The organism is Gordonia terrae (genome assembly GCF_051789125.1).
GTDB lineage: Bacteria > Actinomycetota > Actinomycetes > Mycobacteriales > Mycobacteriaceae > Gordonia > Gordonia terrae_A.
The window spans coordinates 1,243,714-1,265,179 of the sequence record NZ_CP196526.1; the positions used below are offsets into that span (position 1 = coordinate 1,243,714).

The 21,466-nt window shown below is 65.8% G+C and carries 20 protein-coding genes, 4 tRNA genes and 1 pseudogene; 8 read left to right on the forward strand and 17 right to left on the reverse strand.

The window, feature by feature from the left end; genetic code table 11:
- Window positions 1-85: 85 nt before the first annotated feature.
- Genes ACSUZC_RS05645 through ACSUZC_RS05690 form a run of 10 tightly spaced genes read right to left on the reverse strand, consistent with a single transcriptional unit; the run spans window position 86 to window position 10,139 of the window.
- Window positions 86-997: a YveK family protein gene (locus tag ACSUZC_RS05645; protein WP_439031900.1), complete on the reverse strand. Its 912-nt coding sequence runs from the start codon at window positions 995-997 to the stop codon at window positions 86-88.
- Window positions 994-2,265, reverse strand: a complete 1,272-nt coding sequence (locus tag ACSUZC_RS05650; protein WP_439031901.1) for an O-antigen ligase family protein — start codon at window positions 2,263-2,265, stop codon at window positions 994-996. Before ACSUZC_RS05650 ends, ACSUZC_RS05645 begins: the two co-directional genes overlap by 4 nt.
- Window positions 2,262-2,984, reverse strand: coding sequence for a hypothetical protein (locus ACSUZC_RS05655; RefSeq protein WP_439031902.1), 723 nt, complete (start codon window positions 2,982-2,984; stop codon window positions 2,262-2,264). The genes ACSUZC_RS05650 and ACSUZC_RS05655 overlap by 4 nt, the downstream gene beginning before the upstream one ends.
- Complete coding sequence (locus ACSUZC_RS05660; protein ID WP_439031903.1) at window positions 2,984-3,673, reverse strand: acyltransferase; 690 nt, start codon at window positions 3,671-3,673, stop codon at window positions 2,984-2,986. Before ACSUZC_RS05660 ends, ACSUZC_RS05655 begins: the two co-directional genes overlap by 1 nt.
- Window positions 3,670-4,326, reverse strand: coding sequence for a hypothetical protein (locus tag ACSUZC_RS05665; protein WP_439031904.1), 657 nt, complete (start codon window positions 4,324-4,326; stop codon window positions 3,670-3,672). Before ACSUZC_RS05665 ends, ACSUZC_RS05660 begins: the two co-directional genes overlap by 4 nt.
- On the reverse strand, window positions 4,323-6,326 hold the full coding sequence (locus tag ACSUZC_RS05670) for a GDSL-type esterase/lipase family protein (RefSeq protein ID WP_439031905.1): 2,004 nt from the start codon (window positions 6,324-6,326) through the stop codon (window positions 4,323-4,325). The genes ACSUZC_RS05665 and ACSUZC_RS05670 overlap by 4 nt, the downstream gene beginning before the upstream one ends.
- On the reverse strand, window positions 6,310-7,167 hold the full coding sequence (locus ACSUZC_RS05675) for a glycosyltransferase (RefSeq protein ID WP_439031906.1): 858 nt from the start codon (window positions 7,165-7,167) through the stop codon (window positions 6,310-6,312). The genes ACSUZC_RS05670 and ACSUZC_RS05675 overlap by 17 nt, the downstream gene beginning before the upstream one ends.
- A complete protein-coding gene (locus ACSUZC_RS05680; protein ID WP_439031907.1) occupies window positions 7,151-8,290 on the reverse strand; it encodes a glycosyltransferase in 1,140 nt (379 codons plus the stop codon). Before ACSUZC_RS05680 ends, ACSUZC_RS05675 begins: the two co-directional genes overlap by 17 nt.
- Window positions 8,287-8,850, reverse strand: coding sequence for an acetyltransferase (locus tag ACSUZC_RS05685; protein ID WP_439031908.1), 564 nt, complete (start codon window positions 8,848-8,850; stop codon window positions 8,287-8,289). Before ACSUZC_RS05685 ends, ACSUZC_RS05680 begins: the two co-directional genes overlap by 4 nt.
- On the reverse strand, window positions 8,847-10,139 hold the full coding sequence (locus tag ACSUZC_RS05690; protein WP_439031909.1) for a glycosyltransferase family 4 protein: 1,293 nt from the start codon (window positions 10,137-10,139) through the stop codon (window positions 8,847-8,849). Before ACSUZC_RS05690 ends, ACSUZC_RS05685 begins: the two co-directional genes overlap by 4 nt.
- 29 nt (window positions 10,140-10,168) lie before the next feature.
- On the opposite strand from ACSUZC_RS05690, the gene ACSUZC_RS05695 reads away from it, so the two are divergent.
- A complete protein-coding gene (locus tag ACSUZC_RS05695; protein ID WP_439031910.1) occupies window positions 10,169-10,645 on the forward strand; it encodes an acetyltransferase in 477 nt (158 codons plus the stop codon).
- Here the strand turns inward: ACSUZC_RS05695 and ACSUZC_RS05700 are convergent.
- From ACSUZC_RS05700 to ACSUZC_RS05715, 4 genes are all read right to left on the reverse strand, one after another.
- Window positions 10,625-11,653, reverse strand: a complete 1,029-nt coding sequence (locus ACSUZC_RS05700) for a GDP-L-fucose synthase family protein (RefSeq protein WP_439031911.1) — start codon at window positions 11,651-11,653, stop codon at window positions 10,625-10,627. The genes ACSUZC_RS05695 and ACSUZC_RS05700 overlap by 21 nt on opposite strands.
- Window positions 11,650-12,681, reverse strand: coding sequence for a GDP-mannose 4,6-dehydratase (gene gmd / locus ACSUZC_RS05705; protein ID WP_439031912.1), 1,032 nt, complete (start codon window positions 12,679-12,681; stop codon window positions 11,650-11,652). Before gmd ends, ACSUZC_RS05700 begins: the two co-directional genes overlap by 4 nt.
- Before the next feature lie 82 nt (window positions 12,682-12,763).
- Window positions 12,764-14,284: a sugar transferase gene (locus ACSUZC_RS05710; protein WP_439031913.1), complete on the reverse strand. Its 1,521-nt coding sequence runs from the start codon at window positions 14,282-14,284 to the stop codon at window positions 12,764-12,766.
- Window positions 14,285-15,024: 740 nt separating this feature from the next.
- Window positions 15,025-15,354, reverse strand: coding sequence for a hypothetical protein (locus tag ACSUZC_RS05715; protein WP_439031914.1), 330 nt, complete (start codon window positions 15,352-15,354; stop codon window positions 15,025-15,027).
- Window positions 15,355-16,019: 665 nt separating this feature from the next.
- On the opposite strand from ACSUZC_RS05715, the gene ACSUZC_RS05720 reads away from it, so the two are divergent.
- Genes ACSUZC_RS05720 through ACSUZC_RS05730 form a run of 3 tightly spaced genes read left to right on the forward strand, consistent with a single transcriptional unit; the run spans window position 16,020 to window position 17,472 of the window.
- On the forward strand, window positions 16,020-16,289 hold the full coding sequence (locus tag ACSUZC_RS05720) for a hypothetical protein (protein WP_439031915.1): 270 nt from the start codon (window positions 16,020-16,022) through the stop codon (window positions 16,287-16,289).
- A 32-nt stretch (window positions 16,290-16,321) separates the two neighbouring features.
- On the forward strand, window positions 16,322-17,092 hold the full coding sequence (locus ACSUZC_RS05725; protein WP_439031916.1) for a DUF1828 domain-containing protein: 771 nt from the start codon (window positions 16,322-16,324) through the stop codon (window positions 17,090-17,092).
- Window positions 17,089-17,472, forward strand: a complete 384-nt coding sequence (locus tag ACSUZC_RS05730; protein ID WP_439031917.1) for a hypothetical protein — start codon at window positions 17,089-17,091, stop codon at window positions 17,470-17,472. The genes ACSUZC_RS05725 and ACSUZC_RS05730 overlap by 4 nt, the downstream gene beginning before the upstream one ends.
- A 61-nt stretch (window positions 17,473-17,533) precedes the next feature.
- On the opposite strand, the gene ACSUZC_RS05735 is transcribed toward ACSUZC_RS05730, so the two are convergent.
- Window positions 17,534-17,788 (reverse strand): hypothetical protein, encoded by a 255-nt coding sequence (locus ACSUZC_RS05735; protein WP_439031918.1) that lies wholly within the window; start codon window positions 17,786-17,788, stop codon window positions 17,534-17,536.
- Here ACSUZC_RS05735 and ACSUZC_RS05740 point away from each other — a divergent pair.
- Window positions 17,733-18,701, forward strand: a pseudogene (locus ACSUZC_RS05740) (tyrosine-type recombinase/integrase); the annotation flags it as partial. The gene ACSUZC_RS05735 and the pseudogene ACSUZC_RS05740 overlap by 56 nt on opposite strands.
- Window positions 18,702-18,919: 218 nt before the next feature.
- Here ACSUZC_RS05740 and ACSUZC_RS05745 read toward each other — a convergent pair.
- Window positions 18,920-18,995 (reverse strand) — tRNA-Lys (locus ACSUZC_RS05745).
- Window positions 18,996-19,177: 182 nt separating this feature from the next.
- Here ACSUZC_RS05745 and ACSUZC_RS05750 point away from each other — a divergent pair.
- The 3 genes from ACSUZC_RS05750 to ACSUZC_RS05760 all read left to right on the forward strand — a co-directional run bounded on the left by ACSUZC_RS05750 (window position 19,178) and on the right by ACSUZC_RS05760 (window position 19,481).
- Window positions 19,178-19,250 (forward strand) — tRNA-Glu (locus ACSUZC_RS05750).
- A gap of 47 nt (window positions 19,251-19,297) precedes the next feature.
- A tRNA-Asp gene (locus ACSUZC_RS05755) sits at window positions 19,298-19,374 on the forward strand.
- A gap of 33 nt (window positions 19,375-19,407) precedes the next feature.
- Window positions 19,408-19,481 (forward strand) — tRNA-Phe (locus ACSUZC_RS05760).
- Window positions 19,482-20,020: 539 nt separating this feature from the next.
- Here ACSUZC_RS05760 and ACSUZC_RS05765 read toward each other — a convergent pair.
- Window positions 20,021-21,433: a PE-PPE domain-containing protein gene (locus tag ACSUZC_RS05765; protein ID WP_439031919.1), complete on the reverse strand. Its 1,413-nt coding sequence runs from the start codon at window positions 21,431-21,433 to the stop codon at window positions 20,021-20,023.
- Window positions 21,434-21,466 lie beyond the last annotated feature (33 nt).

The window sequence follows — 21,466 nt, forward strand, 5'->3', positions numbered from 1 at the left end:
GCAAGAGACCGCCTACCGCGGCCGAGAGATCCCGGGGATTGCTTGCGGTAGGCGGGCCCGACGCAGTCGACTCACCTGCAACGGTTCACATCTCGCGACCCATCCCGGCCAGACCATCATTCCGTCGCGTCGCCGAATGCCGGCTGACGGTGTGACGAGCCGAGAAAGGCGCGACAGCGGACCGGGCGGGGGTTTCGACTCGGCTCCTCGCTGCGCTCGTCACCGGCTCAACCGGCGTGTGGTGGCCCCGTGCTGTGCTCGTCACCGGGTCGCTCGTCATCGGGTCGGGGAGCTCGTGACGATTGACCGGTGTGGTCGCAGCGGTTGCGGGACCGGTGATGGTCACCTCGATGTCGCCGGTGGTGGGACCACCGGGCACGTCGAGGAGCTGCTCGTCGTCGGTCCGGCGGTCTTGCCGAAGCTGCAGCAGCAGAGCGAGGACCGCCCCCGCGAGTGCGCCGCCGACCGCGCCGACGCCGAGAAGCATCGGATCGATGAGCTGTTGTCGAACGGCACCCTGGGTGTTCGGGTCGACGATGACGAGACGCAAGGCGCCCGGACCGCCGCTGGTCGGTTCCTGTAGTGCGGTGACCATCCCGACGAGTTCCTCGGTCAGCGCGGTCGACAGCCTCTCGGCATCGGTCGATGATGCGTTCTGGACGGAGACGTCGAGGATGACGGTCTGCGGCGGCACGCTGACGGAGATCTCGGACAGGAACTGGGGGAGCGAGATGTCGACGCCGGACTTCTCGATGGCGCGCTGGGCCACCACCGGGTCGGTCGCGAGCACCGCGAAGGTCTGGATACTGGCTCGGGCGGCCTGGTTGCCCTGGTAGGCCTCGAGCATGTCGGAGGTGCCGGTCGCGATGTACGTGCGCACCGTCGCGACATAGGTCTGGGGTTGCAGCAGCGAAAACCCGATGGCCGCAACGAGGCCCATGAGGGTGAACGCGACGACGAGCATCCATCTGGTGGCGATGGTGGTGAGGATCTTCATCGGGACTCCATCTGTGATTCGGCGAGCACCTCGTGGCGACTCACGGGGAAACGGTTGTGTTGGTAGAGGAAGTAGGGAAGCAGCGCGGCGAACGGTGCGATGCCGAGGAAGTACGGGACGTACACCGCTTCGAGAGAACTGAGAGCGAGGATGGTGCTGAAGTACGCGAGCAGGTAGGCGCGGGTGGTGCTGTCGGGGGTCTGGACCACCTTCACGACGGCGGCGAGGATGACGAGCCCGACACCCCAGACCCCCACGGCCAGCAGCATTTCGAGCCATCCGTTGTGGGGCGAGTAGTTCGCTTTGAACAGCAACGATGAGCCCGATTCGACCCAGAACGCCGGGTTGTGACCGAAGAACCATTGGTCGGGGATCTCCCGCAAGGCCTGGTTCCACAGGTAACCCCGGAGGCTGTAGTCGGAATTGGTGTAGCCGACGTACAGGGGAAACAGCGAGTACACCGTGCTCGCCACCAGGGCGAGCCCCAGCACCAGGTTTCGCACACGAGTCGTGATCGACGGCATGGCCAGGACGATCCCCAGCGCACCGGCGACCGCGATACCGCCGAACGCGGTGCGACTTCCGGCGAGCAAGCCGATCAACCCGACGCCGGCAACCGCTGCGAGGACACGCCACATCGGCAGGCGGTACACCGCGAAGGGCAACAGCGCCGTGATCGTGATGCCCGCCAGGTTGCCGTTACCCGCGAACGGTGAGGTGAGGACCGCGCCGAGATCGGTGCACTTGTCGATGCGGCACGCTCCGACAACGCGCGAGGAATTGAACAGCACCGAGACCAGCAGGACGGCAGCGGTCACCACCAGGGCGATCCGCGCCGCGCGGGCCACATCGTCGAGGCCGAAAGACCGGTACCGGAACACGAAACCGACCAGCAGGGCCATCGACATGCCGATGTTGATGATCCGTCCTGAACCGTCGATGACCATTGCGGCACACGCGTACATCGTGAGCAGGCCGAGTATCGCCGCGGACTGGTCGATCCGGAACCCGTGCGTTCCGATGGCCCGAAGCGCAGCTGCCACACTCAATCCCGCCGCCGGACCGTACAGCAGGACGGCGAAGATCGGTCCGACTGCGTCCGCCGACGACCAGACCGCCGGCGCCACCGCGTAGATCACGATGACCGGCCACGCCGTCAACGCGACAAGCCAGCTGCACAGGAACGGGTCGACGCGTCGAACCCAGTGCGGGTCGTAGGCGGCGGCGACGAAGGCGACGAGAGCTGCGAACAGAGTGGCGACGATCATGACGCCCAGAGCTCCCGGAAGGAGGCCGGTGAAGTTCCGGCAGAATCCTCGTACAGCTCCCACGTCGCCCAACCCCCGGCGAACTCCTCGATCCGGCTGTCCGTGAACACGATCGACGTGGCATCGGGAAGGTACAGCTTTGCGCGGTCACCGTCGAGCTCGATCTCGAACCGTGCGGCATCACGATCGAAGGCGGTCTTGTAGGTGCCTTTGCCCAGAACTGTCTGACCCCCCTTGCCGGCCTCCCAGATCGCATATGACCAGCCCGTGCGCGTGGCGACGAAGTGTACGGCCGCACTCGGCGCCGGCTCGGACTCGTTGTCCGGGACGGGTTTCGCGCTCACCAGCAAGGCGATCGATCCCGCGTCGTCGCCGGTGAATCCGACCGTGGCTCCGATCCGGGTGACGTGTGCGGGCGAGAGATCGGTCGCCACATACGATGCCGCATTCGGCGCGGTGGACTCCCCATGCAGGAGTCGGCCGTCGACAACCCGGAGGGGGTGAGAGTTGCGTCCACGTTCGATGGTGATGAATCCGGACGGAACGGCGGCCGCGGTCGCGTAGTCGACGTGGACAGCGGCGCCGTGGGCGGTGGCGACACGGTCGTCGGCGCGTTCGGCGAGCGCGGCCGTCGAGCAGGCGGAGCCCAGCAACATGAGGCCGACCGCGGCCACCGCCCACACCACGGTCGGCAGCCGGTTGCCAGATGACGAGAACATCAGAAGCCCTCGACCTCTCGGACCGGGGTCATGTATGACGACCGGTACCACCACTTGCACTCCGGCAGTTCGCGGCGCCACTTCGCCGGGGCGCCCGCGTAGATGCCGGCATCGCCCGCCGCCGCGTTGCTGGACGCGGTGACCACCGATCCCGCCGCCACCAGCGAGAAAGCCGGCACACGAGCGTTTTTCAGGATGAGACAGGCGGTCGCGGTGAGACTCCGCTCGCCGATCGTGATGGTGCCGATGGTCGTCCGGTCTTCGACGATGTCGATCTCGTGGGACTGCAGCAGGCTGCGGGTTCCCCCGACGGCACTGTAGGCCTCCATGTCGATACGCCCGGAACAGTCGAAGTAGTGCCGGTTTGTGATCGCCGATTGCTCCGCCATCGACAGGACCCCGGCGCGGTCGCTGAACCGCTGATACGACGGTGCGGCGGTGAACTGGTTGAGCCGCCCGATGAAGTTGTCCTTCTCCAGCTCGACCGACGCCATCTGCCGGAAGATGTTGAACGGGGAGACCACGGCTCGGTCGCCGATGCGGAACGGGCCGCATCCGAGCACGAGATTGGGGCCGAGGACCACATCCCGTCCGATGGTGTTGCCGATGGCACGGAGCAAGGTGTTCTTGACCTTCGACGCGGGAAGCAGCCAGACGATCAGGCTGAGCCACTTGTTGGGTCGCTTCATGATGTCCTCCAGAGGGCAGCGGTAGGTGTGATTGGGAGAGTCGATGTTTCGGATCGGCGACGGACGAACATCAGCGCTATGGCCACTGTCGTCAGCACGGCGAGGACGGTCAGGACCGTGGTGCGCAGCACTGCGTTCGGGAAGGTCCTTCCCGCGGTCCCCGGACCGAGCACGACCGAGGCGATGGGGGCCGGGGATTCGAGTTCGGCCAGCGCGGCGGTGAACTCACGACCTATACCGAGTGCCGCTGCTTCGACCGTCCGCGAGTCGGCGCCGCGAACGGTGAAATCCATGATCGTCGTGTCGGGCGGTGAGGTGATCGACAAGCCCGACCGCAGTTGGTCGGGAGTCATGTCGATGTGGTGGGAATCGATCACGCGACGCAGGAAGTTCTCGCTGGTCACCAGAGACGAGTAGGACTCGATGCTCTTGGTGAGCAGCATCGTCGGGGCGGGATCGAAATCCTGCGGCAGCTCCATCGCGTCCCGCTCGTAGGTGAGCACCACACGCGATGTGGCCTCGACCGCGCCGTGCTGGGACGCGAGAGTGGAGATCGCCGCGGCAAGGACGAGGCCGAGACAACCGACGATCCCGAGCACGACGAGTGTGGGGGCGCCGGGCCGCCGCAACCTGCTGGTCTCCGTGTTCCTCATGCGCAGCTGCCCTTTCGGCCCAGGTCCTCCAGGACGGGAGTCATGCGGGCGGCGATGATGGCGTGTCCCTCGTCGGTGGGATGCCGCATGTCCGCACCCACGAGGGGTTGCCGGCGCGGCGCGTCGTACCAGCCGCCGCGGATCGGGTCGACGAACGTCGCGCGATGGCGTGCGGCAGCGGCAGCCAGCAGCTTGTTGGCCCGCAGGTACGCGGATTCGACGGGCGCGGCGTGGATCCACGACAGTCCGACGATCACCACGGGAATCTCGGGACGTGCTTTGCGGACGGCGGCGATGGTCTCGTCGACCGCGGCGCGGTACTGACGCGTCGGGTGCGAGAGGTCGTTGCCGCTGCCGACCAGGACGATCGCCGAGACATCGCGGGTCAAGAGACGTTGCGTCTCCGACGCGAACGTTGTGTGTCGGATTCCGGTGGTCAGGTAGCCGGCGCCGCCGCGCCCCGACACCCGTAGGAGAACCGGGCACCGGTTGAGTCGCTCCCCGGACAGGTTCGCCTGCGCAACCCGTGTCCAGTTCGATGTGCCCTTGCCGCCGTATGTCGTTCCCTCGGTGAAACTGTCACCGATCACGAGGATCTTCACCGCCTTGTCGTTCGCGGCCGGCCGGACGCCGGCGGCGGCCGTCACCTGCGGGGCTGCGCCGGCGGCAACCGGGCCCGCTGACTCCCGCTGAACCAGGAACGTCGACGCTGCCGCGACGACGAGCGCGACGACGGTGGCAACGAGAAGCGCTCGCTCCCAGTGGGTTCGGAGGAAACTGGTCATTCTCCCACCTTCGTGGATGTCGGAGAGCAGGACTGCGAGGACAAGTGCCTGACCGGCGACGGGTACGAGCCAGATCAGGTGAAGACGGTCGAGAACGCCGGCGAGCAGCAACAGGGTCAATGTGGTTGCGCCGCCGATCACGATCGCGACGGTCACGGTGTCGGGCCGCCCGAGCGCGATGTATTTGGAGCTGAGCGCCTGGGAGACAGACGAGATGCCCGCGGCGACGATCATGCCGACCAGTAGCATCTGCGCCGGTTCGTACTTCGCGCCGACGATCTGCACGATCACCCACGCGGCAGGCCACGCGATGACGATGACCAGCAGGCAGTAAGCGAGGATGAGGTTCCGATAGCGCCGGTAGATGCGGCCGAACGCCGAAGGGTCGTCGACTGATCCGGCCAGCTCGGGTACGGCGACCGTGGACACCGCTGCGGACAGCAGGGTGAGTGGTCCGGTGACGCGCGAGGCCATCGCGAAGTAGCCGACCGTCGTGGGCGGCGCGAAGACCGCGAGCGCCGACACCTGGAGTTGCGCGAGGACACCCGACATCGACAGTGCCCAGAAGTGCGCGATCTCTCCCGGTGAGAGCTCGCGGATCTCCGCGATGGCGTTCCGGACTGCCCGGCCCCCGGCCACGACCGCCGGGACCAGCAACGCCACCGCGGATGTGGATGCGAACACGACGATGACCGCGATGGCGCCGAAGCCGTGGCCCAGGACGGCCAGGGTTCCCCACGCGGCCAGCGGCACCGCCCGCTGCACGACGACCAGGCAGCTCGCCGCGGTGTGGGCGCGGATGCCGGCCAGGAAGTTCTGGGCGAAGTTCTGCAGCGTGTCGGAGTAGGCGAAAAGCCCGCCGGCGACGACGATCAGCGGCATCGTCGAGAGCGACACCACGGCGGCGGCGAGAACGAACACCAGAGACACCGACAGCGTGTGGATGACGTACAAACGCACGGCCGAGGCGTCGCCTCCACTCGCACCGGACCGCATGACCTGAACCGGTGCACCGAATCCCGCCACGAGCCCGATGACCAGCCCGATGGTGTACGCCAGGATGAACTGACCGAACGAGTCGACCGGCAGTGCGCGGGCGAGCAGCAGCACGAAGACGCCGAGCATCGCGGAACTGGCCACTCGGGCCGTGATCCGCAGTGCGGCATCGTTGCGCAGCCGATCGCCGGCGCGGCGACGGTCAGTGTCGGACAGCACCGCGCAACCTCCGGTAGGTCGGTGTGAGCCGGATGCGGAACACGAGGAACGACGCCAACTGTTCGGCGGTGCCCACGATCCCGAGCACGCGGTCGGTCCCCGACTCGGCGTAGCGCATGCGCAGCCGGAACGATTCACCGAGGAATGTCCGCCACAGGTTCGCCGACTTCGACGCGTCGTGAAAGCGCAAGGCTCCGATAGGGACCGGCAGTGCCCGCTGCCGCGGGGCGACCGCAGCGAGGCGGAACTGCAGAGAATAGTCCATGGTGCAGTGGAGGTCGTTCTCGAAACCGCCGAGCGCGTCGAGCAGATCGCGTCGCACGACCACCGATCCCGAGAACGACGCGCACGTGGAGCGGCGCAACAGGGTTCGCTTCTCGATGGGCTTCCCGTCGAATGTCCCGACCACGTCACCTCCGGCCCGCAGGAGCTGATGATCACCGGTCAGCACCGATGCGTCGGGAGTCTCGATGGCGGCGGCACGGATCGCAGGCAACGCGCCCTCGATCAGCAGATCATCTGCGTTGAGCCAGATCACCCAGTGACCCGTCGCGCGTGCGAGTGCGCGGTTGAGGGCGTCGGACTGACCGTCGTCGCTCTCCACCACCGCGCGGACTCGGGGGTCCTCGGCGGCCAGCGCGGCGATGATGTCCTGGGTTCCGTCCGTCGAACCCGCATCCTGGATGAGGATCTCGTCGTCGGCACTCATCTGGCGCAACGCCGACTCGATCGCGGGGCCGAAGTAGGCACCCGGGTTGTAGGAGGGGACCAGGATCGAGAACGTGACCGCTTCGGTCACGGCCGCGCGGGCGGCGGCGGAGGTGTCAGCGTGTTGCGGCATAGCGGGCCTCCAGTTCTCGGGCAACGGTGCCGATGCCCCAGCGGTCTTCGACAGCACGTCGCCCCCGCAGCCCCCGGGCGCGGGCGCCGTCGGGATCGGCGAGGAGGGCATCGAGGGCCGCGGTCAGGGCTTCCACCGAGTCATCGACGACCAATCCGGCATCGGCTTCGGCGATGAGGCCCGCGAAGCCGCAGGTGTCGGTGACCACCACCGGTAGGCCGGCCGCCATCGCTTCGAGAACCGACATGGGCAGCGGCTCCTGGACGGAGGGAAGCACGAAGATCGAAGCCGAGGCCATACGCTCGGGCACGGTCTCCGGCGGCAACGGCGGGTCCCGACGCACGCGGGAACCGATCTCGGGTCCGCAGGCCGAGCGGAAGGTGTCGATGATGTCGTCGACGGCGGGACCGTCACCTTCGTCCGGGCCGACGATCGTGAAGCGGGCACCGACGTGCACCGCGAGTTCGGTGGCGGCGCGGGCGAATGTGACCGCACGCTTGCGCGGATGCAGCCGCGCCAGAAACAACACCTCGGGCAGATCGTCGTCGGCGGGCGCGGCGACCGGGACGGGCTGCGGCAGTGGTACGCCGTTGGCCAGGTACGCGTATCGAGCGGTGTCACCGATCGTGGAACGCAGCTTCGTCAGTTCGATGTCGTTGAGGTAGAACGCGGTGTGGGCGTGCCGCACCGCCGGGATGGTGAGCGTCTTGTCGATCACCTGATAAGGAAGCGACGGACGGGGATTGATCATGCCGTGCGTCTGCACGTGGGTGGGAACGTGACGCCGAGCGAGGAGCCGGGCGGCGGGGAGAGTCACGAAATCGCGGCTGAGGTGCACGTGGGCGACATCGAATTCGTCTGCATGCGAGAAGATCCAGCGCAGCATGGACGGCGAGACGATGCGGGAGAAGCTCGGTCCCGTACCGACCGTGCGCGTCGGGAAGGTCAGGATTCTCACGCCGGCCACATCCGGTGCCGCGGCATGTCCGTCGAACGAGCCCGCGATCAGCGTCACCTGGTGGCCGCGCTCGGCGAGGGCACGGCTCTGGTTGACTGCGACGGTCGCGGGGCCGCCGAACTCGCCCGCCCGGGACAACAGGGTCAGCACCTGCAGGATTCTCATGCGGAATCACTTCCCGGTCGGCGGATCGACGGAATCACCACGGCCCCGCCCGGGACCTGTGTCCCGGCCTTCAGCACAACCCCTTTCAGCACCGTCACCCCGTTGCCCAGATGGCAGCGCTCGCTGATGACGACGCTCTGGCTGGTGCGGGTGAACGTGGGCGAGCGGTGGTCGTGGCCGCCGGAGCAGATGACTGCGCGCTCGCCGAGCCGACACGCCGACCCGACCGACACCGGTTCCGGGTTGATGATCCAGACGTCCCGATCGATGTGAACCTGGTCCCCGAGGGTCAGCTTCCATGGGAAGTGCACACGGAATGAGCGGTGGATGTCGCAACCGGCACCCACCGCGGCGCCGAACGAACGCAGCGCGACGCGTCGTAAACGGTTGCCACCCAGACCACTGCGGAGGACCGGCCCGACGCCCAACCACGTGACCATCCAGATTCGTCCGCGTCCGCGGTCGGACTTGTCGACGATGTAATCGCGCAGGCGGCGCGGCTCCAGGTCGGACAGGATCACCGACCGCGCGGTGGTCGTGGTCGGCGTCGTCACGGTCATGCCCGCACGCTCGCGTGCTGTGCGAGCTTGTGCAGCCACAGCTCGAAACGCTCGACCGCCGCGTCGGCGCCGAGAACCTCACGTGCGTAACGGGTGCCGGCCTCGCCGATCGCCTCGGCGGAGTCGGTGTCGCTCGCGGTCAGGGTGATGGCGGAGACGAGGGCCGCCGGGTCGCCCGCCGGTACCACGACTCCGCCCCCGGACCGCCGGACCTCGCCCGCGGTGATGCCGTCGTCGGCCACGGAGGCCACCACCGGCAACCCGTAACTGAAGTAGGTGGTGAGCTTGCTGGGCAACGACATCTCGACCACCCCGGGCTTCTCGTTGACCACGAGCACGTCGGCGGCCGACAGCATCAGGTGGAAGTCGTCGTCGGGAAGCGAGTCCACGAACGTCAGACTCGTGCAACCATGGGCGCGCTCCTCGAGCTGCCGCCGCTGATTGCCGTCGCCGACGAGATAGATGTGGACATTACGCGTCGACGGGTTGTCGGTGCCGTCGACCAAACGGGCTGCGTCGACGAGGTTCTCGAGTCCTTGCTTCTGGCCCATGTTCCCCGCGTGGACGGCGACGATGGCGTCCGGCGGGATGCCGAGCCGCTCACGTGCGGAGGCACGCGCGACCCGCGGCTCATGTTGCACCTGCGTCCAATTGCGTACGTGGGTGACGACCTTCGGATCGACACCCAGGCGGTCGACGACGATCTCGCCGAATCGCGGATGTACGACGGCGATCTCGTCGGCCGCGCACAGTGCGAACCGCTCGAGCTTGCCGACCAGTGTGCGACTGAGCGAACCACCGGACGCGGCCTCGCTGACTGCCTGGCTGTAGAGATCGTGGACCCACACGCCCATCGGCGACAACCGCCGGCGACCCAACTTGCGTCGCAGCATGACCATGGCCGATGCGATGAGCGGCGGACTCGCCATCACCGTGACGGCTTCGGGGCGCAGGTGCGCGACGATGGCACCCATGCCGAACTCGAGCTCCATGCGTGACCGGGCGACGAGTGCGGTGCCCTCGGGAATGCTGTGGGGCACCCGTACCACGATCACGCCGTGGTCGACGACCGTCGAGGTGTAGTCCGACATCTCCCCGTCGAGATGCCACTGGGGGTAGTGCGGGTAGCCGGTGATCACGCGGACGCTCCAGCCGCGTGCCGCGAGACGTCGCGTGATGTCGGTGACGTACGGGGCGATACCCGTGACCTCGGGGGCGTAGTTGATCGCGATGAAATCCACGCACTTGCGTCCCGACGAGGCCGGACGTGGTTCGGTGGTCTCGTTCACCGGGCCGAGTGGCCGGCGGGTTCGATACGATGGCGATCGTGTTAGCTCAGTGGTCATCGCTGGTCTGGCCTTTCGTGATGCGCGCGATCGGGCTGGTATTCGTGCCCAATTCGGTACGCCTGGCGGTGTTTCGGGTCTTCGGTGCGCAGATCGGCCGAGGTGTCCTCATGCGGCCGCGCGTCCGGGTGACGCGGCCGGGCCGACTCGTGATCGGTGCGGATTCGTGGATCGGAGAAGCGGTCACCCTCGACAACGACGGCCCGATCCGGATCGGCGCCGACGTGGTGGTCTCGCAGTCGGCGACGCTGAGGTCGCCGGCGGGTGCCGAACTCGTCGTCGAAGACGGGGCGTGGGTTGCGTTGCGCGCCATCGTCACCGGACCCGCGACCATCGGCAGGCGGGCAGTGGTCGGTGCGGCCGCGGAGGTGTCCGGGGACGTCGCCGCGGGAACCGTCGTGGTGGGTACCGCGACGGTCACCGACGACTCAGACCCCGACATCGGATAGCTCGCTTTCCGCGGAGGACGCGTCACGAAGGGCCTCACGACCGAGGTCACCGGACCCTTCGTGACGCTCGCAGGGGGAGTGGACCCCTCTGTACCACTCCACGACCTGCGCCACCCCCTCGTCGAGGGTGATCGTGGGGCGCCAACCGAGTTCGTGGATCGTGCTGATGTCGAGCAGCTTTCGCGGCGTCCCGTCCGGCTTGGAGGTATCCCATTCGACGGCGCCGTCGTAACCCACGGCACCGGCGACGATGCTCGCGATCTCGGCGATCGAGTGGTCGACCCCGGTGCCGATGTTGACCTGCCGTGGCCCGTCGTAATGCTCGAGCAGGTACATGCACGCCTCGGCCATGTCATCGGCGTGCAGCAACTCTCGGCGCGGAGTGCCGGTGCCCCAGTTGGTCACGATCGGCGCGGCCCCCCGGCGCGCCGATTCGTACCGCCGGATCATCGCCGGCAACAGGTGGCTGTTGTCATCGGAGAAGTTGTCGTTCGGCCCGTAGAGGTTGGTCGGCATCGCCGAGATCCACGGCAGACCGTACTGGCGCCGCGTGGCCTGGACCTGCATGATCCCGGCGATCTTGGCAACCGCGTAGGCGTCGTTCGTCGATTCCAGTGGCCCGGTGAGCAGCGCGTCCTCGCTGATGGGTTGCGCAGCGAACTTCGGATAGATGCACGACGACCCGAGGAACAGCACACGTTCGACGCCGAACGCGGCAGCGGCGTCGAGCACGTTGACCTGGATTCGCAGGTTCTCCGAGAGGAAGTCGACGGGCGCGGTGCTGTTGGCGATGATCCCGCCCACCCGTGCGGCGGCGAGGATCACGACGTCGGGTGTGGTCGACGCGAAGAACTCGAACACGCTGTGCCGGTCCCGGAGGTCGAGGTCGCGGCTCGACCGACCGATGATGTCGGCGAATCCACGACGCTGCAGCGCGCGCACCAGAGCAGAGCCTGCCAGCCCTCGATGGCCCGCGACATAGACGGTCGACGACGGATCGAACTTCATGACGCGCGACTCCAGGTGAGCAGTTGGGGCGTGTCGATCCATTCGGTCCCCTCGCATTTGAGAGCGGCGATGTCGGCGTCGACCATGATGCGAGCCAGTTCTGGAGCGCGGACCTGTGCTCGCCAGCCGAGATCCAGCTCTGCCTTCGACGCGTCGCCGATCAGCGAGTCGACCTCGGTGGGGCGCAGGTAGCGCTCGTCGAAGATCACGTGCTCGCGCCAGTCGAGTCCGGCGTGATCGAAAGCGTGCTCGAGAAAGTCTCGGACCGTGAAGGGAACCCCGGTGGCCAGAACGTAATCGGACGGTTCGTCGGCCTGCAGCATCCGCCACATGCCCTCCACGTACTCGGGTGCATAACCCCAGTCGCGCACCGCGTCGAGATTGCCCATGTACAGGTCCTTCTGGACGCCGGCCTTGATGCGGGCGACCGCGCGGGTGATCTTGCGCGTCACGAATGTCTCGCCGCGGCGCGGGGATTCGTGGTTGAACAGGATGCCGTTGACAGCGAACAGTCCGTAGGCCTCGCGATAGTTGCGGGTCACCCAGTACGAGTAGACCTTGGCCGCGCCGTAGGGCGACCGTGGGTAGAACAGGGTGTCTTCGTTCTGCGGCGGCGGCGAAGCACCGAACATCTCCGAACTCGACGCCTGGTAGAAGCGGCAGCGAATCCCGGCTTGCCGCACGGCTTCCAGGATCCTGATCGAGCCGATCCCGGTGGTGTCACCGGTGTGCTCGGGCTCGTCGAAGCTGACGCGAACGTGTGACTGGGCGGCGAGGTTGTAGACCTCGTCCGGGTTGATCGATGCCAGCAGAGTGACCAGCCGCGCACCGTCGCTGAGATCGCCGTAGTGCAGGAACAACCGGGCGAAAGGATCGTGCGGGTCCTGGTAGAGGTGGTCGATGCGTGCGGTGTTGAACGACGAGGAACGGCGGATCAGCCCGTGCACCTCGTAGCCTTTCGACAGCAGGAGTTCGGCGAGGTACGAGCCGTCCTGTCCGGTGATCCCGGTGATCAGCGCCTTCTTCATTGGTCTTCCTTCGTGTTTCGCGAGAGTGGTTGTGGTCAGCGGTGTTCGGAGCCGGTGCGAGGTGACCGGTGCGCGACGGGGTTCAGTAGGCGCCTCGACGAGAGAGGACGGCGCTCGCCGTGCGCCAGAGGATGACGAGATCGGTGGTGAGTGACCAGTTCTCGACGTAGGAGAGGTCGAGCCGGACGGAATCGTCCCAGGAGAGGTCACTGCGTCCGGAGATCTGCCACAGGCCGGTCATCCCGGGGCGGACCAGCATGCGGCGCCGGACGACCTGATCGTAGGATTCGACTTCCTCACGCAGCGGCGGCCGTGGACCGACGAGGCTCATCGTTCCGCCCAGGACGTTGAAGAGCTGGGGGAGTTCGTCGATGCTGTAGCGGCGGATGAAGCGACCGACGCGGGTCACCCGCGGGTCCGCGTGGAGCTTGAAGAGCACACCGTTGCCGTTGTCGAGGTGGATCAGCTCGCGTCGACGGGAGTCCGCGTCGACCACCATCGAACGGAACTTCCACATCATGAAGGGCTCGTTGTCGGTGCCGATGCGTTCGGCGCGGTAGAAGACCGGTCCTCTGCTGTCGAGTTTGATGATGAGCGCGCAGAGCGCCAGCAGGGGTGAAAGCGTCAGCAGTGCAACGCTTGTGACGACCTTGTCGAAGGTGAGTTTGAGGAACCTGTTGGCTCCCTTGTACTGCGGCTTGTCGATGTGCAGGAGCGGCAACCCGGCCTCCGGGCGCATCGTGATCCGCGGTCCGGCGATGTCGATGAGGCCGGGCGCGACAAGCATCTCCACGTCGCAGTTGTCGAGTTCCCACGACAGTTCGCGCATCGCCCGGTGTCCGAGCGCGTCTGCGGAGGTGACGGCGACAGTGTTGGCGCCACAGGTCTGTACGAGTTCGGCAGCATGGTCGTAACCGGCGAACACCGGGACGTCGGTGCTCTCACCCTCGGTGCCGTACCCGGAGAACCGGGGCATCGTCGTGGCCGTCGTCGGGTCGATGAGACACACCCCGACTACGCGGTAGCCCAGCGACGGGTTGGTGTTCAGACGCTCGATCAGTGCCCGCGCCGACGCTCGAGACCCCACCACCAGCACCGATCGCAAAAATCGCCCGCTCTCACGGCCCGTCGTCAGGTGTCGACGCCACGCCCACCGGCTGCCGAGGAGCATCAGGGTGCCGACGGGCAGCACGATCGCGATGAACCCGCGTGCGATGGCGAGGTCGAAGACCAGGTCGACCATGGCCCAGGCGCCGAAGAAGCCGAAACAGGCGGTCAGCACGCGGTGATACTCGACGGGGCCCGCACCGAGGATGCGTGGATCGCCCGCCTGACCGATACGCAGTGCCAGTTGCCATCCGACGATCAGGGTGGCGGTGATCAACAGAGCCGGGATTCCGTCGCGTCCGATCGGACGTAGCAGGTCGCCACCGAACCGGATGACCTGGCCGGCAAACACCGCCACCGCGATGAGCGACAGGTCTGTCCACGCGATGTGCCGCGCATAGTGGACGAGCCACCTCTCCGACGTGATCGGCGTCGCGTCCGGAACACGCTCGGTGCCGATGAAGGCACGCGTGATCCGATCAACTGGAACGCTCATGTACTCCCCCTGAGTAGTGCCGAGGGGAGTGGCCGATTATTCGTTTCGGCTTCCCGACCCCTTGGCAATTCGGAACTGTACAGACCATTCCGCATCATTCAAATAGGCGTTTCCGGGCGTTGGTCGAGTTGAAACAATGGCCATTGTTGAGATTCCTGAATTCTTGGACAAGTGACCTATTTGATCGCCCTGGTGGGTCGCCGTTGGTCCCTTTCGCGTGACCCGAGTCGATCGTCAGGTGATCGTTGTCTACTGTCCGAAATAGCGCATACCGCCTGCGGAATGGGGTTGTAGCCAGCGCACCGGTGCCCTCGAAGCCGTCTCTAGCTGCGGAGACGATGGCGAGGCATGTCTCCGGGATGGCTGAGGTGCCGGCGGGCGGGAAATCGTAATGCTTGCGTAGGGGTTTTCAGTTAACAAAGCAGGGTTGAGAAACCGTTGTTGTCTTTTGACTTGATCTGATTGTCAGTCGGATTTCCGTGTCCCGAGTGGAGGAACGGAAAGGGGTGCAGTTCCTGATCGTCTGAACGGGCGAAACATGAGGGAGGGTGCCGAATTGGTACCGAGCGTCCTGTTTCCGAGACGCTGAAACCGAGTCGTGACTTGGCACGGATTTGCACTCCGGCGTGTCGGAAGACCATCAGGCCCGCGTTGGTCACGGGGCGGTGCGCGGCAACGCAAAACGCCCCGACACCTCACAGTCAGGTGTCGGGGCGTGCTGAGCCGGTGGCTGGGTCGGACTAGTGGCCGTCGTAGGTTTCGCGGCTACCCGACTTGGCCAGTCCGCGGGCGATCATGTAGCCGACGGTGAGCCAGGTGATGTACATCAGAGCCTCTGCGGCGCCGAAGGGATCCGGGTTTCCGTCGTCACCGCCGACGACGAGCGCGGTGATGGCGACCGCGAGGACGGCGAGAACGAAGGCGATCAGCTCGCTGGTCTTCGTCGAGGCCTTGGTTTCGGTGCTACGCCGAGGTGAGGGAGCGGGCGGATATCCCTCGCCACCGTTGGGCCCGGGCGGGTAACCCCCCGCGTTGCCGTGCTGCTGCATTGGATTGTGGCTGGTGGTCATGTAGTGCCCCTTGTGTAGTGGACTGGTGATCGATCGAAGGCGGGCCCACGACTCGTTCTTGTTCACAAGGGGAGTACCCAGATTGATTAAAGGTAAACAAGGTGGCGTTGACTATTTTTAATCGGCTGGGCGCAGCTGCTTCGGCGGGGCCGGCAGGGCCCGTGACGGTTGAGGTGATAGGTGTCCGGAGGGTCGAGTCGACGCCTCCGTTGCAACTGCAACGCCTTGACTGGTGCCCCCACCAGGGCTCGAACCTGGGACCTGCGGATCAAAAGTCGGAACCCCGCCTCGTCGGGCCTCGACGGGGATCAACCGCCACTGGCGGAATAAGCAGGTCAGCGGGCGGATGGCCGTGCGCGACTCACCCGCTGTTACCCGCTGTCGATCCGTGTCGTGTGACCACGGCGTGACCAATGAGGCGCCGCGGTTGCTGTCGTTGTGATGAGATGCTGCACATGTCGAAGCATCGGCCCGGGGCGCTCACTGACATGGAGGTATCTCATGTCCTGCGGGGGCTTGCTCAGGCGAGGGCTGTTGGGAGGGTTCAGTGGCTTTACGACAAACCCAGGCTGTCTGGGAGCATGAACGTTACGACTGGCCTCCCCAATAGTCCAGAGGGCCAGTTGCGCTTCTACGCTGCCGAGCGCAAATCTGATCAGCCGACAATGCAGTACTTCATCAACGGGGTCCCCGCCTGCCGGGTCGACGTCAACGGCTCGCATGACGGGTGGACACGTCAAACCCACTGGCACCGCTACCGCCAGGATGGCTCCGAGGAAGCCATCGCAGAGCGGCTGGGTATCGAACTCAGCTTCAACGTTGTTCCATCGGACGGCGACTACCAGCATGTATGGACGTCGTTTGCTGCGCACGTTACCGTGGAGCTTCCGGAGGACTTCTGGACGCCGTTGCCTGGAGAGTGGTCACCATGCTAGAGAGCGACGCACTTCGGGCGAGGCTGCTTCGCGTGCTGAACGACTCCGCTATGGCCGATCCGTACCGCGATGGGTACCTGGTCCGCCCGAACCTCCATTACAGCGACGGCGACAGTGTCGAAGTTTTCGTTGAGCGGTTCTCGGACGGGTACCGCGTGTCGGATCGAGGAGAAGTCCGCCTCCGCCTCCAAATGGCCGGTGTGAACCTGGACTCGACGAGACTAAACCTCGCTCTGCAGCAAGCTATCTCGCCTTTCCTGGCCCCTGCTATGACTCCGGCCGGTGAGATAGCCGCTTTCGCTACCGATGAGAACCTCGGACTTAGCATCCATCATCTCGGTGAATCCATGATGCGCGCCGATCAACTTCGCTATCTCGCGCCGCCGCCCAAATCCCGTCCGTTTGGTGAGCAGGTGGTTAGCAATGTCCAAAGCGTTCTGCCTCCAGGTATGCGGGTAGATACCCGCTACAAGTTGCGGCTCCGCGGTGGGCTAGTGCGAAGGCCGACGGCGGCCATCCATCGAGGGAAAGAGCCACTCGTATTTCAAGCTGTGTCGGCGAGTGCCGACGGGCGGCTCGAGGAGGCATCCGTCGAGCACTGCTACTTCCTCTTCGGCAATACGGTCGAGCTCTCGAAGCTCAATCGGGTGGCGGTACTGGGCGATCGGAGCCAAGCGAGAACACAACCTAGTGTCGAGTCTTTGTCGCAGGTGGCGCAGGTGGCCTTTCTCGACGATCAGAGTCTCCACATGCTCATCAGTGAATATCTAGGGCATCGTCCATCTATCGGTTCGCTTAGATGATCCCACCCGAGGTGAAGGCAGCCAACCGGCAACGCGCACTCGCACTCGCCGCCCAGGCGCCTGCCCTCGAGGACCGCCCGCCCGTCTTCGCCCACTGGATGCGCGACGTGTTCCTGCCGAAGTACCGTCAAGTCATGGAGGAACAGAGGCACACCGACATCACGGGCCTCGACAAGCTCGACCCGAATCTCACCCCCGCCCGCGACGCCACCCATTTCCGCAGGATCGTCGCTGCGCGCACCGCGATTGAGGAAGGCGAGGCCGAGCTGCGTGACGCCGTTGGAGCCGCTCGAGAGGCTGGCGACTCGTGGACGATCATCGCCGCGGCTCTTGACACCACCCGACAGGCTGCATACCAGCGCTTCGGGCGCCCTGTTTAGCTGCGCTCAGTTGGGTGGGTGGTTCCACAGAATGTGGTCCACATATGTAGACCACATTCGCCTAGACCCTGGTGCCGTCGCCGCCCCAGAAGATGGAGTCGTTCGGACTGGACGAGGGTTGGCGGGTGATGCGGGTGCCGCGGTCGGTGGTCAGCACGTCACCAGTGCCGCAGAGGGGCGCCGGCCACGCCTCGACAGGGATGCGAGTCTGGATCGTCGTCGCGGCCTGCATGAGCGCCATCGCGAGGTCGTCGTGACCGATGTTCTCCGGAACCGAGATCCGCACCGGCGTTGTCGCTGTCGACCAGCGGCTCACGCTTGCGGCCTACCTCGATCAGTGGATAGAAGCGAAGGCGCAGGCGGGAATTCGGCCGACCACACTGCGCAGCTACCGGCAGCACATCGACGCCTACATCGTCCCGCACATCGGCACTGTGCGACTGCGCGACCTCCGTGCCACTCACGTCGAACACATGCTGGGCCAGATTGCCAAGCCGCCGAAGGCGCCCGCCAAGGACGCTCGGATCGCAAAGGGTAAGCGGCGCAACCCGAAGACGTTGTCACCCGCGACCCGGCGACGGATTCACGCAACCCTGCGTAGCGCCCTCACATCGGCGAAGCGCAAGCATCTTGTGTCCTTCAACGCGGCAGCCGACATGGAGCTGCCGCGCGCAACACGGCCGAAGGTCAAGCCCTGGGAGGGCACCGAGCTCGGCGCATTCCTTGACCACGCGCAAACCGACCGCCTTGGATCACTGTTCGAGGCTATTGCGATGACCGGCCTGCGCCGCGGCGAGGCTGTCGGGATGCGCTGGGATGACATCGACTTTGAGCGGTCCCGCCTCGTGGTCAGTCAGCAGATCGTCGAGACAGACGGCACCGGGGTTGAGTGCCCCTTCTGCGGCGGTGAGCATCGGCAGTACCGCTTCGGGCCCGTGAAGACCGCCAGTGGTGAGGCTCGTGTCGTCGACGTCCCTGCACGCACACTGGGTGTGCTGATGGCGCAGCGCCTGATGCAGGAGCGCGAGCGCTCGAAGTGGGGGAGTGCCTACAACGACCACGGTCTCGTGTTCGCCCGCGAGGACGGCACGCCGATCCCGCCGGGCGACGTCACCGATCGATTCCACGAACTCACCGACGAGGTCGGGCTTCGACGCATTCGCCTTCACGATCTGCGCCACGGGCAAGCGTCGCTGATGCTCGCGGCCGGCGTCCCGATTGCCGTCGTGTCGAAACACCTCGGGCACTCGTCGATCTCGATTACGTCGGACACCTACAGCCACCTGCTCGACGGTGTCGGCGCTCAGGCCGCCGAAGCGGCCGCGGCGCTGGTCCCTCGCGCCGGGCGCCGTGACCACGATTCGACGCCGCGTGACCAATCGGTGACCACGGACGCTCCAGAAGACGGCTCAGGCGACCCGCTCGAAAGCGAATCGCCTGGTCATGATGGTGCCCCCACCAGGGCTCGAACCTGGGACCTGCGGATTAAAAGTCCGTAGCTCTACCAACTGAGCTATAGGGGCAGGACCCCGGCGAGCCGGGGCGTCGATGAGTTTACAACGTGTCGATGGGGCCGGAACGGCGCCCTCCGGCGGCGTGTCGACGAACCCGCCGCTGGCACCCGTTTATCACTCTGACCTGCCGATTTGTGGTTTCTGCGAAACCTGTCATAAGCTATGCGAGCTCCCAACGGAGAACACGACCGGCCCCCTTCGTCTAGCGGCCTAGGACGCCGCCCTTTCAAGGCGGTAGCGCGGGTTCGAATCCCGTAGGGGGTACGCCTGCGCGAAACTCGGTGACGAGTCTCGTGCAGATAATTTAACAAGGCCCTGTGGCGCAGTTGGTTAGCGCGCCGCCCTGTCACGGCGGAGGTCGCGGGTTCGAGTCCCGTCAGGGTCGCCAAAGGTTTCGGTTCATTGCCAACCGGTGCCTTCCGGCCAGGTAGCTCAGTTGGTACGAGCGTCCGCCTGAAAAGCGGAAGGTCGTCGGTTCGATCCCGACTCTGGCCACAACAAATCCCCAGCAGTTTTCACTGCTGGGGATTCGTTGTTTCGGCCGTGTGTCCCACATCAGGTCCGCTGCCAGGTTGTGGCCCAGATCGCAACGGCTACAACGGATTCGCCCGATCGTACGACGCGTCCTCGGCTGCGAAAACATGGTGTCGCAGGCATGATGGTCCGGTGAACGCGATACCGGGGGGGTACGCCGCGTCGACCCTCACACAGTAGATCTTCGGAACAACTCGACAACGGCTCGTCAACCGCGGGCCGGCAGCGCCAGTCCGCCTACGTAGAGGTATGAGTACAAGGACCTGTACGCGCCTATGTCCACCGCGAAGCAGGTGTCCCTCGGGGTGCGCGATCTCTCTCGTGTTCATCGCTTTTGCTGTCGCGGCATTCCTTATCGAACAGGGGTGAGTCCGGCGCATAAAAGCGGCGCGTTTCGGGACTCCTCGCCAGCTCTACCGAGGGGCGGGGGAGCCGGCGCGACCGCAATGTGGTTTTTCTCTGGGGACGTTGAATACGTTGTCGTGGAGGGGTTTCAGCCGTCAGGCTGCCGCACCGGCCTCTCCGCCGCTCGAGTCGGACGAGGTGTCGCTATCGGTATCGGTGTCTGACACGTCTGAGGCATCCTCGTCAGGTGTGGATGTGTCGGAATCAAAGCTCGTGTCTGCTGGTGCGGAGTCGGCCGGCTCGGACTCCGCGGAGTGTCGTCCGCTGCCGGTGAGGCGGTGCCGCCCGCCCTCAGACGGGGTCGACGCCGGAGTTGGATCCGAGTCTGCGCTCTCGGGCGCGCGATGGCGTCCTCCGGGTGAGGTCTCTCCGGCGGGGGTGGAGACGTCGGGGCTCATTGTCTCGGCTGGCGCGAGCGGCTCGGTCAACGGTTCGTCGACATCCGCTGGATCAGCGAGACGGGCAACCGCCGATGCGTCGTCGTCGGACGACGAAGACTCGACCGGCACCGCCGCGTTCGACACGGTCGGCGTCACCAGCGGGTAGAAGGCGTTGTTGACGCGGTCCCACCGCTCGATGTCGGCGTTGCTGGGGTCGATGCCGACGGCGTCGTTGAGAATCATGGCGACCAACGTGAGCGGGTGGTGTTTAGGCTGATAGGCGACATAGGTCGTGTTGCCGTCTCGGCTTTTCATCGTCGTCGGTGCGGCCGTGTAGTCGATCAGGTTGCCGTAGTTCTCTTCGCCGAGACCGGAGTGGATCGCGATGAAGCCGGCCGCGTTGACGAGCAGCGAACTCAACGGGCGGTTGTTCCTCCACTGAAAGTTGGCAACCGGATCGCCGACCACGATGACGGACACGACCGGGAGGTCCCCGCCTGTGGCGCCGGGATCGCGGGCGCCGTTGCTCTCGGCGCCGAACAGTTCGAAAACCGTGCGGACGACGGGGTTGTCGTCGGCCCAGGCCTTGAGGCCCCACGGGCTGCGGGGGTCTGAGATGAGCAGAATCAGGGACTTGCCGACGTCGATTGTTCCCCCGGCGACAGCCTGCTCCGCCGCATCGCCGAGTGCGTCAGCGCCCTGGGAGTAGCCGGTGTAGACGATGTACGGCTGTCCCGCGGTCTGCTGCGCGAATGCACTCATGACCCGGAGGTTGTTGTCGACAGCGACATCTCGAGAGGCGTCGTAAGTCGGGGCGAGGAACGGCAAGACCGCACCGGACCGGCCAGAGATCAACGGGCCGAGCGCTTCCGGGTAGTTGATCACCAAGGTTTGACGACCCGCGCGTAGGCCTCGGATCCGCGGATACATGGTGCCGTCGTCGGTACCCGGGGTCACGATCACGATCGTGTCGCCGTTGACGTGAGGGAAAGTCGTTGAGAGCCAGTCCGGCCCGAGTCCGTCGTCGGGTTCGGCGGGGCGGAACACGCCGGCGTCGTTCAGCTGGTCGATGGTGTGACTGGTCTGGGCCGACAGAACTGGTGCAGCTCCCGCAGAAGGCAGCGCCATCGGCACGACCAGTCCTAGGCACAACGCGCAGCC

What these genes read in the sequence shown, in the direction of transcription:
- ACSUZC_RS05715 (WP_439031914.1), bottom strand. Translation starts at nt 15,354, where the DNA reads ATGACCACCAGCCACAATCCAATGCAGCAGCACGGCAACGCGGGGGGT.
- ACSUZC_RS05685 (WP_439031908.1), bottom strand. Translation starts at nt 8,850, where the DNA reads ATGACCGTGACGACGCCGACCACGACCACCGCGCGGTCGGTGATCCTG.
- ACSUZC_RS05700 (WP_439031911.1), bottom strand. Translation starts at nt 11,653, where the DNA reads ATGAAGTTCGATCCGTCGTCGACCGTCTATGTCGCGGGCCATCGAGGG.
- ACSUZC_RS05730 (WP_439031917.1), top strand. Translation starts at nt 17,089, where the DNA reads ATGATCCCACCCGAGGTGAAGGCAGCCAACCGGCAACGCGCACTCGCA.
- ACSUZC_RS05680 (WP_439031907.1), bottom strand. Translation starts at nt 8,290, where the DNA reads ATGAGAATCCTGCAGGTGCTGACCCTGTTGTCCCGGGCGGGCGAGTTC.
- ACSUZC_RS05660 (WP_439031903.1), bottom strand. Translation starts at nt 3,673, where the DNA reads ATGAAGCGACCCAACAAGTGGCTCAGCCTGATCGTCTGGCTGCTTCCC.
- ACSUZC_RS05765 (WP_439031919.1), bottom strand. Translation starts at nt 21,433, where the DNA reads ATGGCGCTGCCTTCTGCGGGAGCTGCACCAGTTCTGTCGGCCCAGACC.
- ACSUZC_RS05720 (WP_439031915.1), top strand. Translation starts at nt 16,020, where the DNA reads ATGCAGTACTTCATCAACGGGGTCCCCGCCTGCCGGGTCGACGTCAAC.
- ACSUZC_RS05675 (WP_439031906.1), bottom strand. Translation starts at nt 7,167, where the DNA reads ATGCCGCAACACGCTGACACCTCCGCCGCCGCCCGCGCGGCCGTGACC.
- ACSUZC_RS05650 (WP_439031901.1), bottom strand. Translation starts at nt 2,265, where the DNA reads ATGATCGTCGCCACTCTGTTCGCAGCTCTCGTCGCCTTCGTCGCCGCC.
- ACSUZC_RS05665 (WP_439031904.1), bottom strand. Translation starts at nt 4,326, where the DNA reads ATGAGGAACACGGAGACCAGCAGGTTGCGGCGGCCCGGCGCCCCCACA.
- ACSUZC_RS05710 (WP_439031913.1), bottom strand. Translation starts at nt 14,284, where the DNA reads ATGAGCGTTCCAGTTGATCGGATCACGCGTGCCTTCATCGGCACCGAG.
- gmd (WP_439031912.1), bottom strand. Translation starts at nt 12,681, where the DNA reads ATGAAGAAGGCGCTGATCACCGGGATCACCGGACAGGACGGCTCGTAC.
- ACSUZC_RS05655 (WP_439031902.1), bottom strand. Translation starts at nt 2,984, where the DNA reads ATGTTCTCGTCATCTGGCAACCGGCTGCCGACCGTGGTGTGGGCGGTG.
- ACSUZC_RS05695 (WP_439031910.1), top strand. Translation starts at nt 10,169, where the DNA reads ATGGCGATCGTGTTAGCTCAGTGGTCATCGCTGGTCTGGCCTTTCGTG.
- ACSUZC_RS05645 (WP_439031900.1), bottom strand. Translation starts at nt 997, where the DNA reads ATGAAGATCCTCACCACCATCGCCACCAGATGGATGCTCGTCGTCGCG.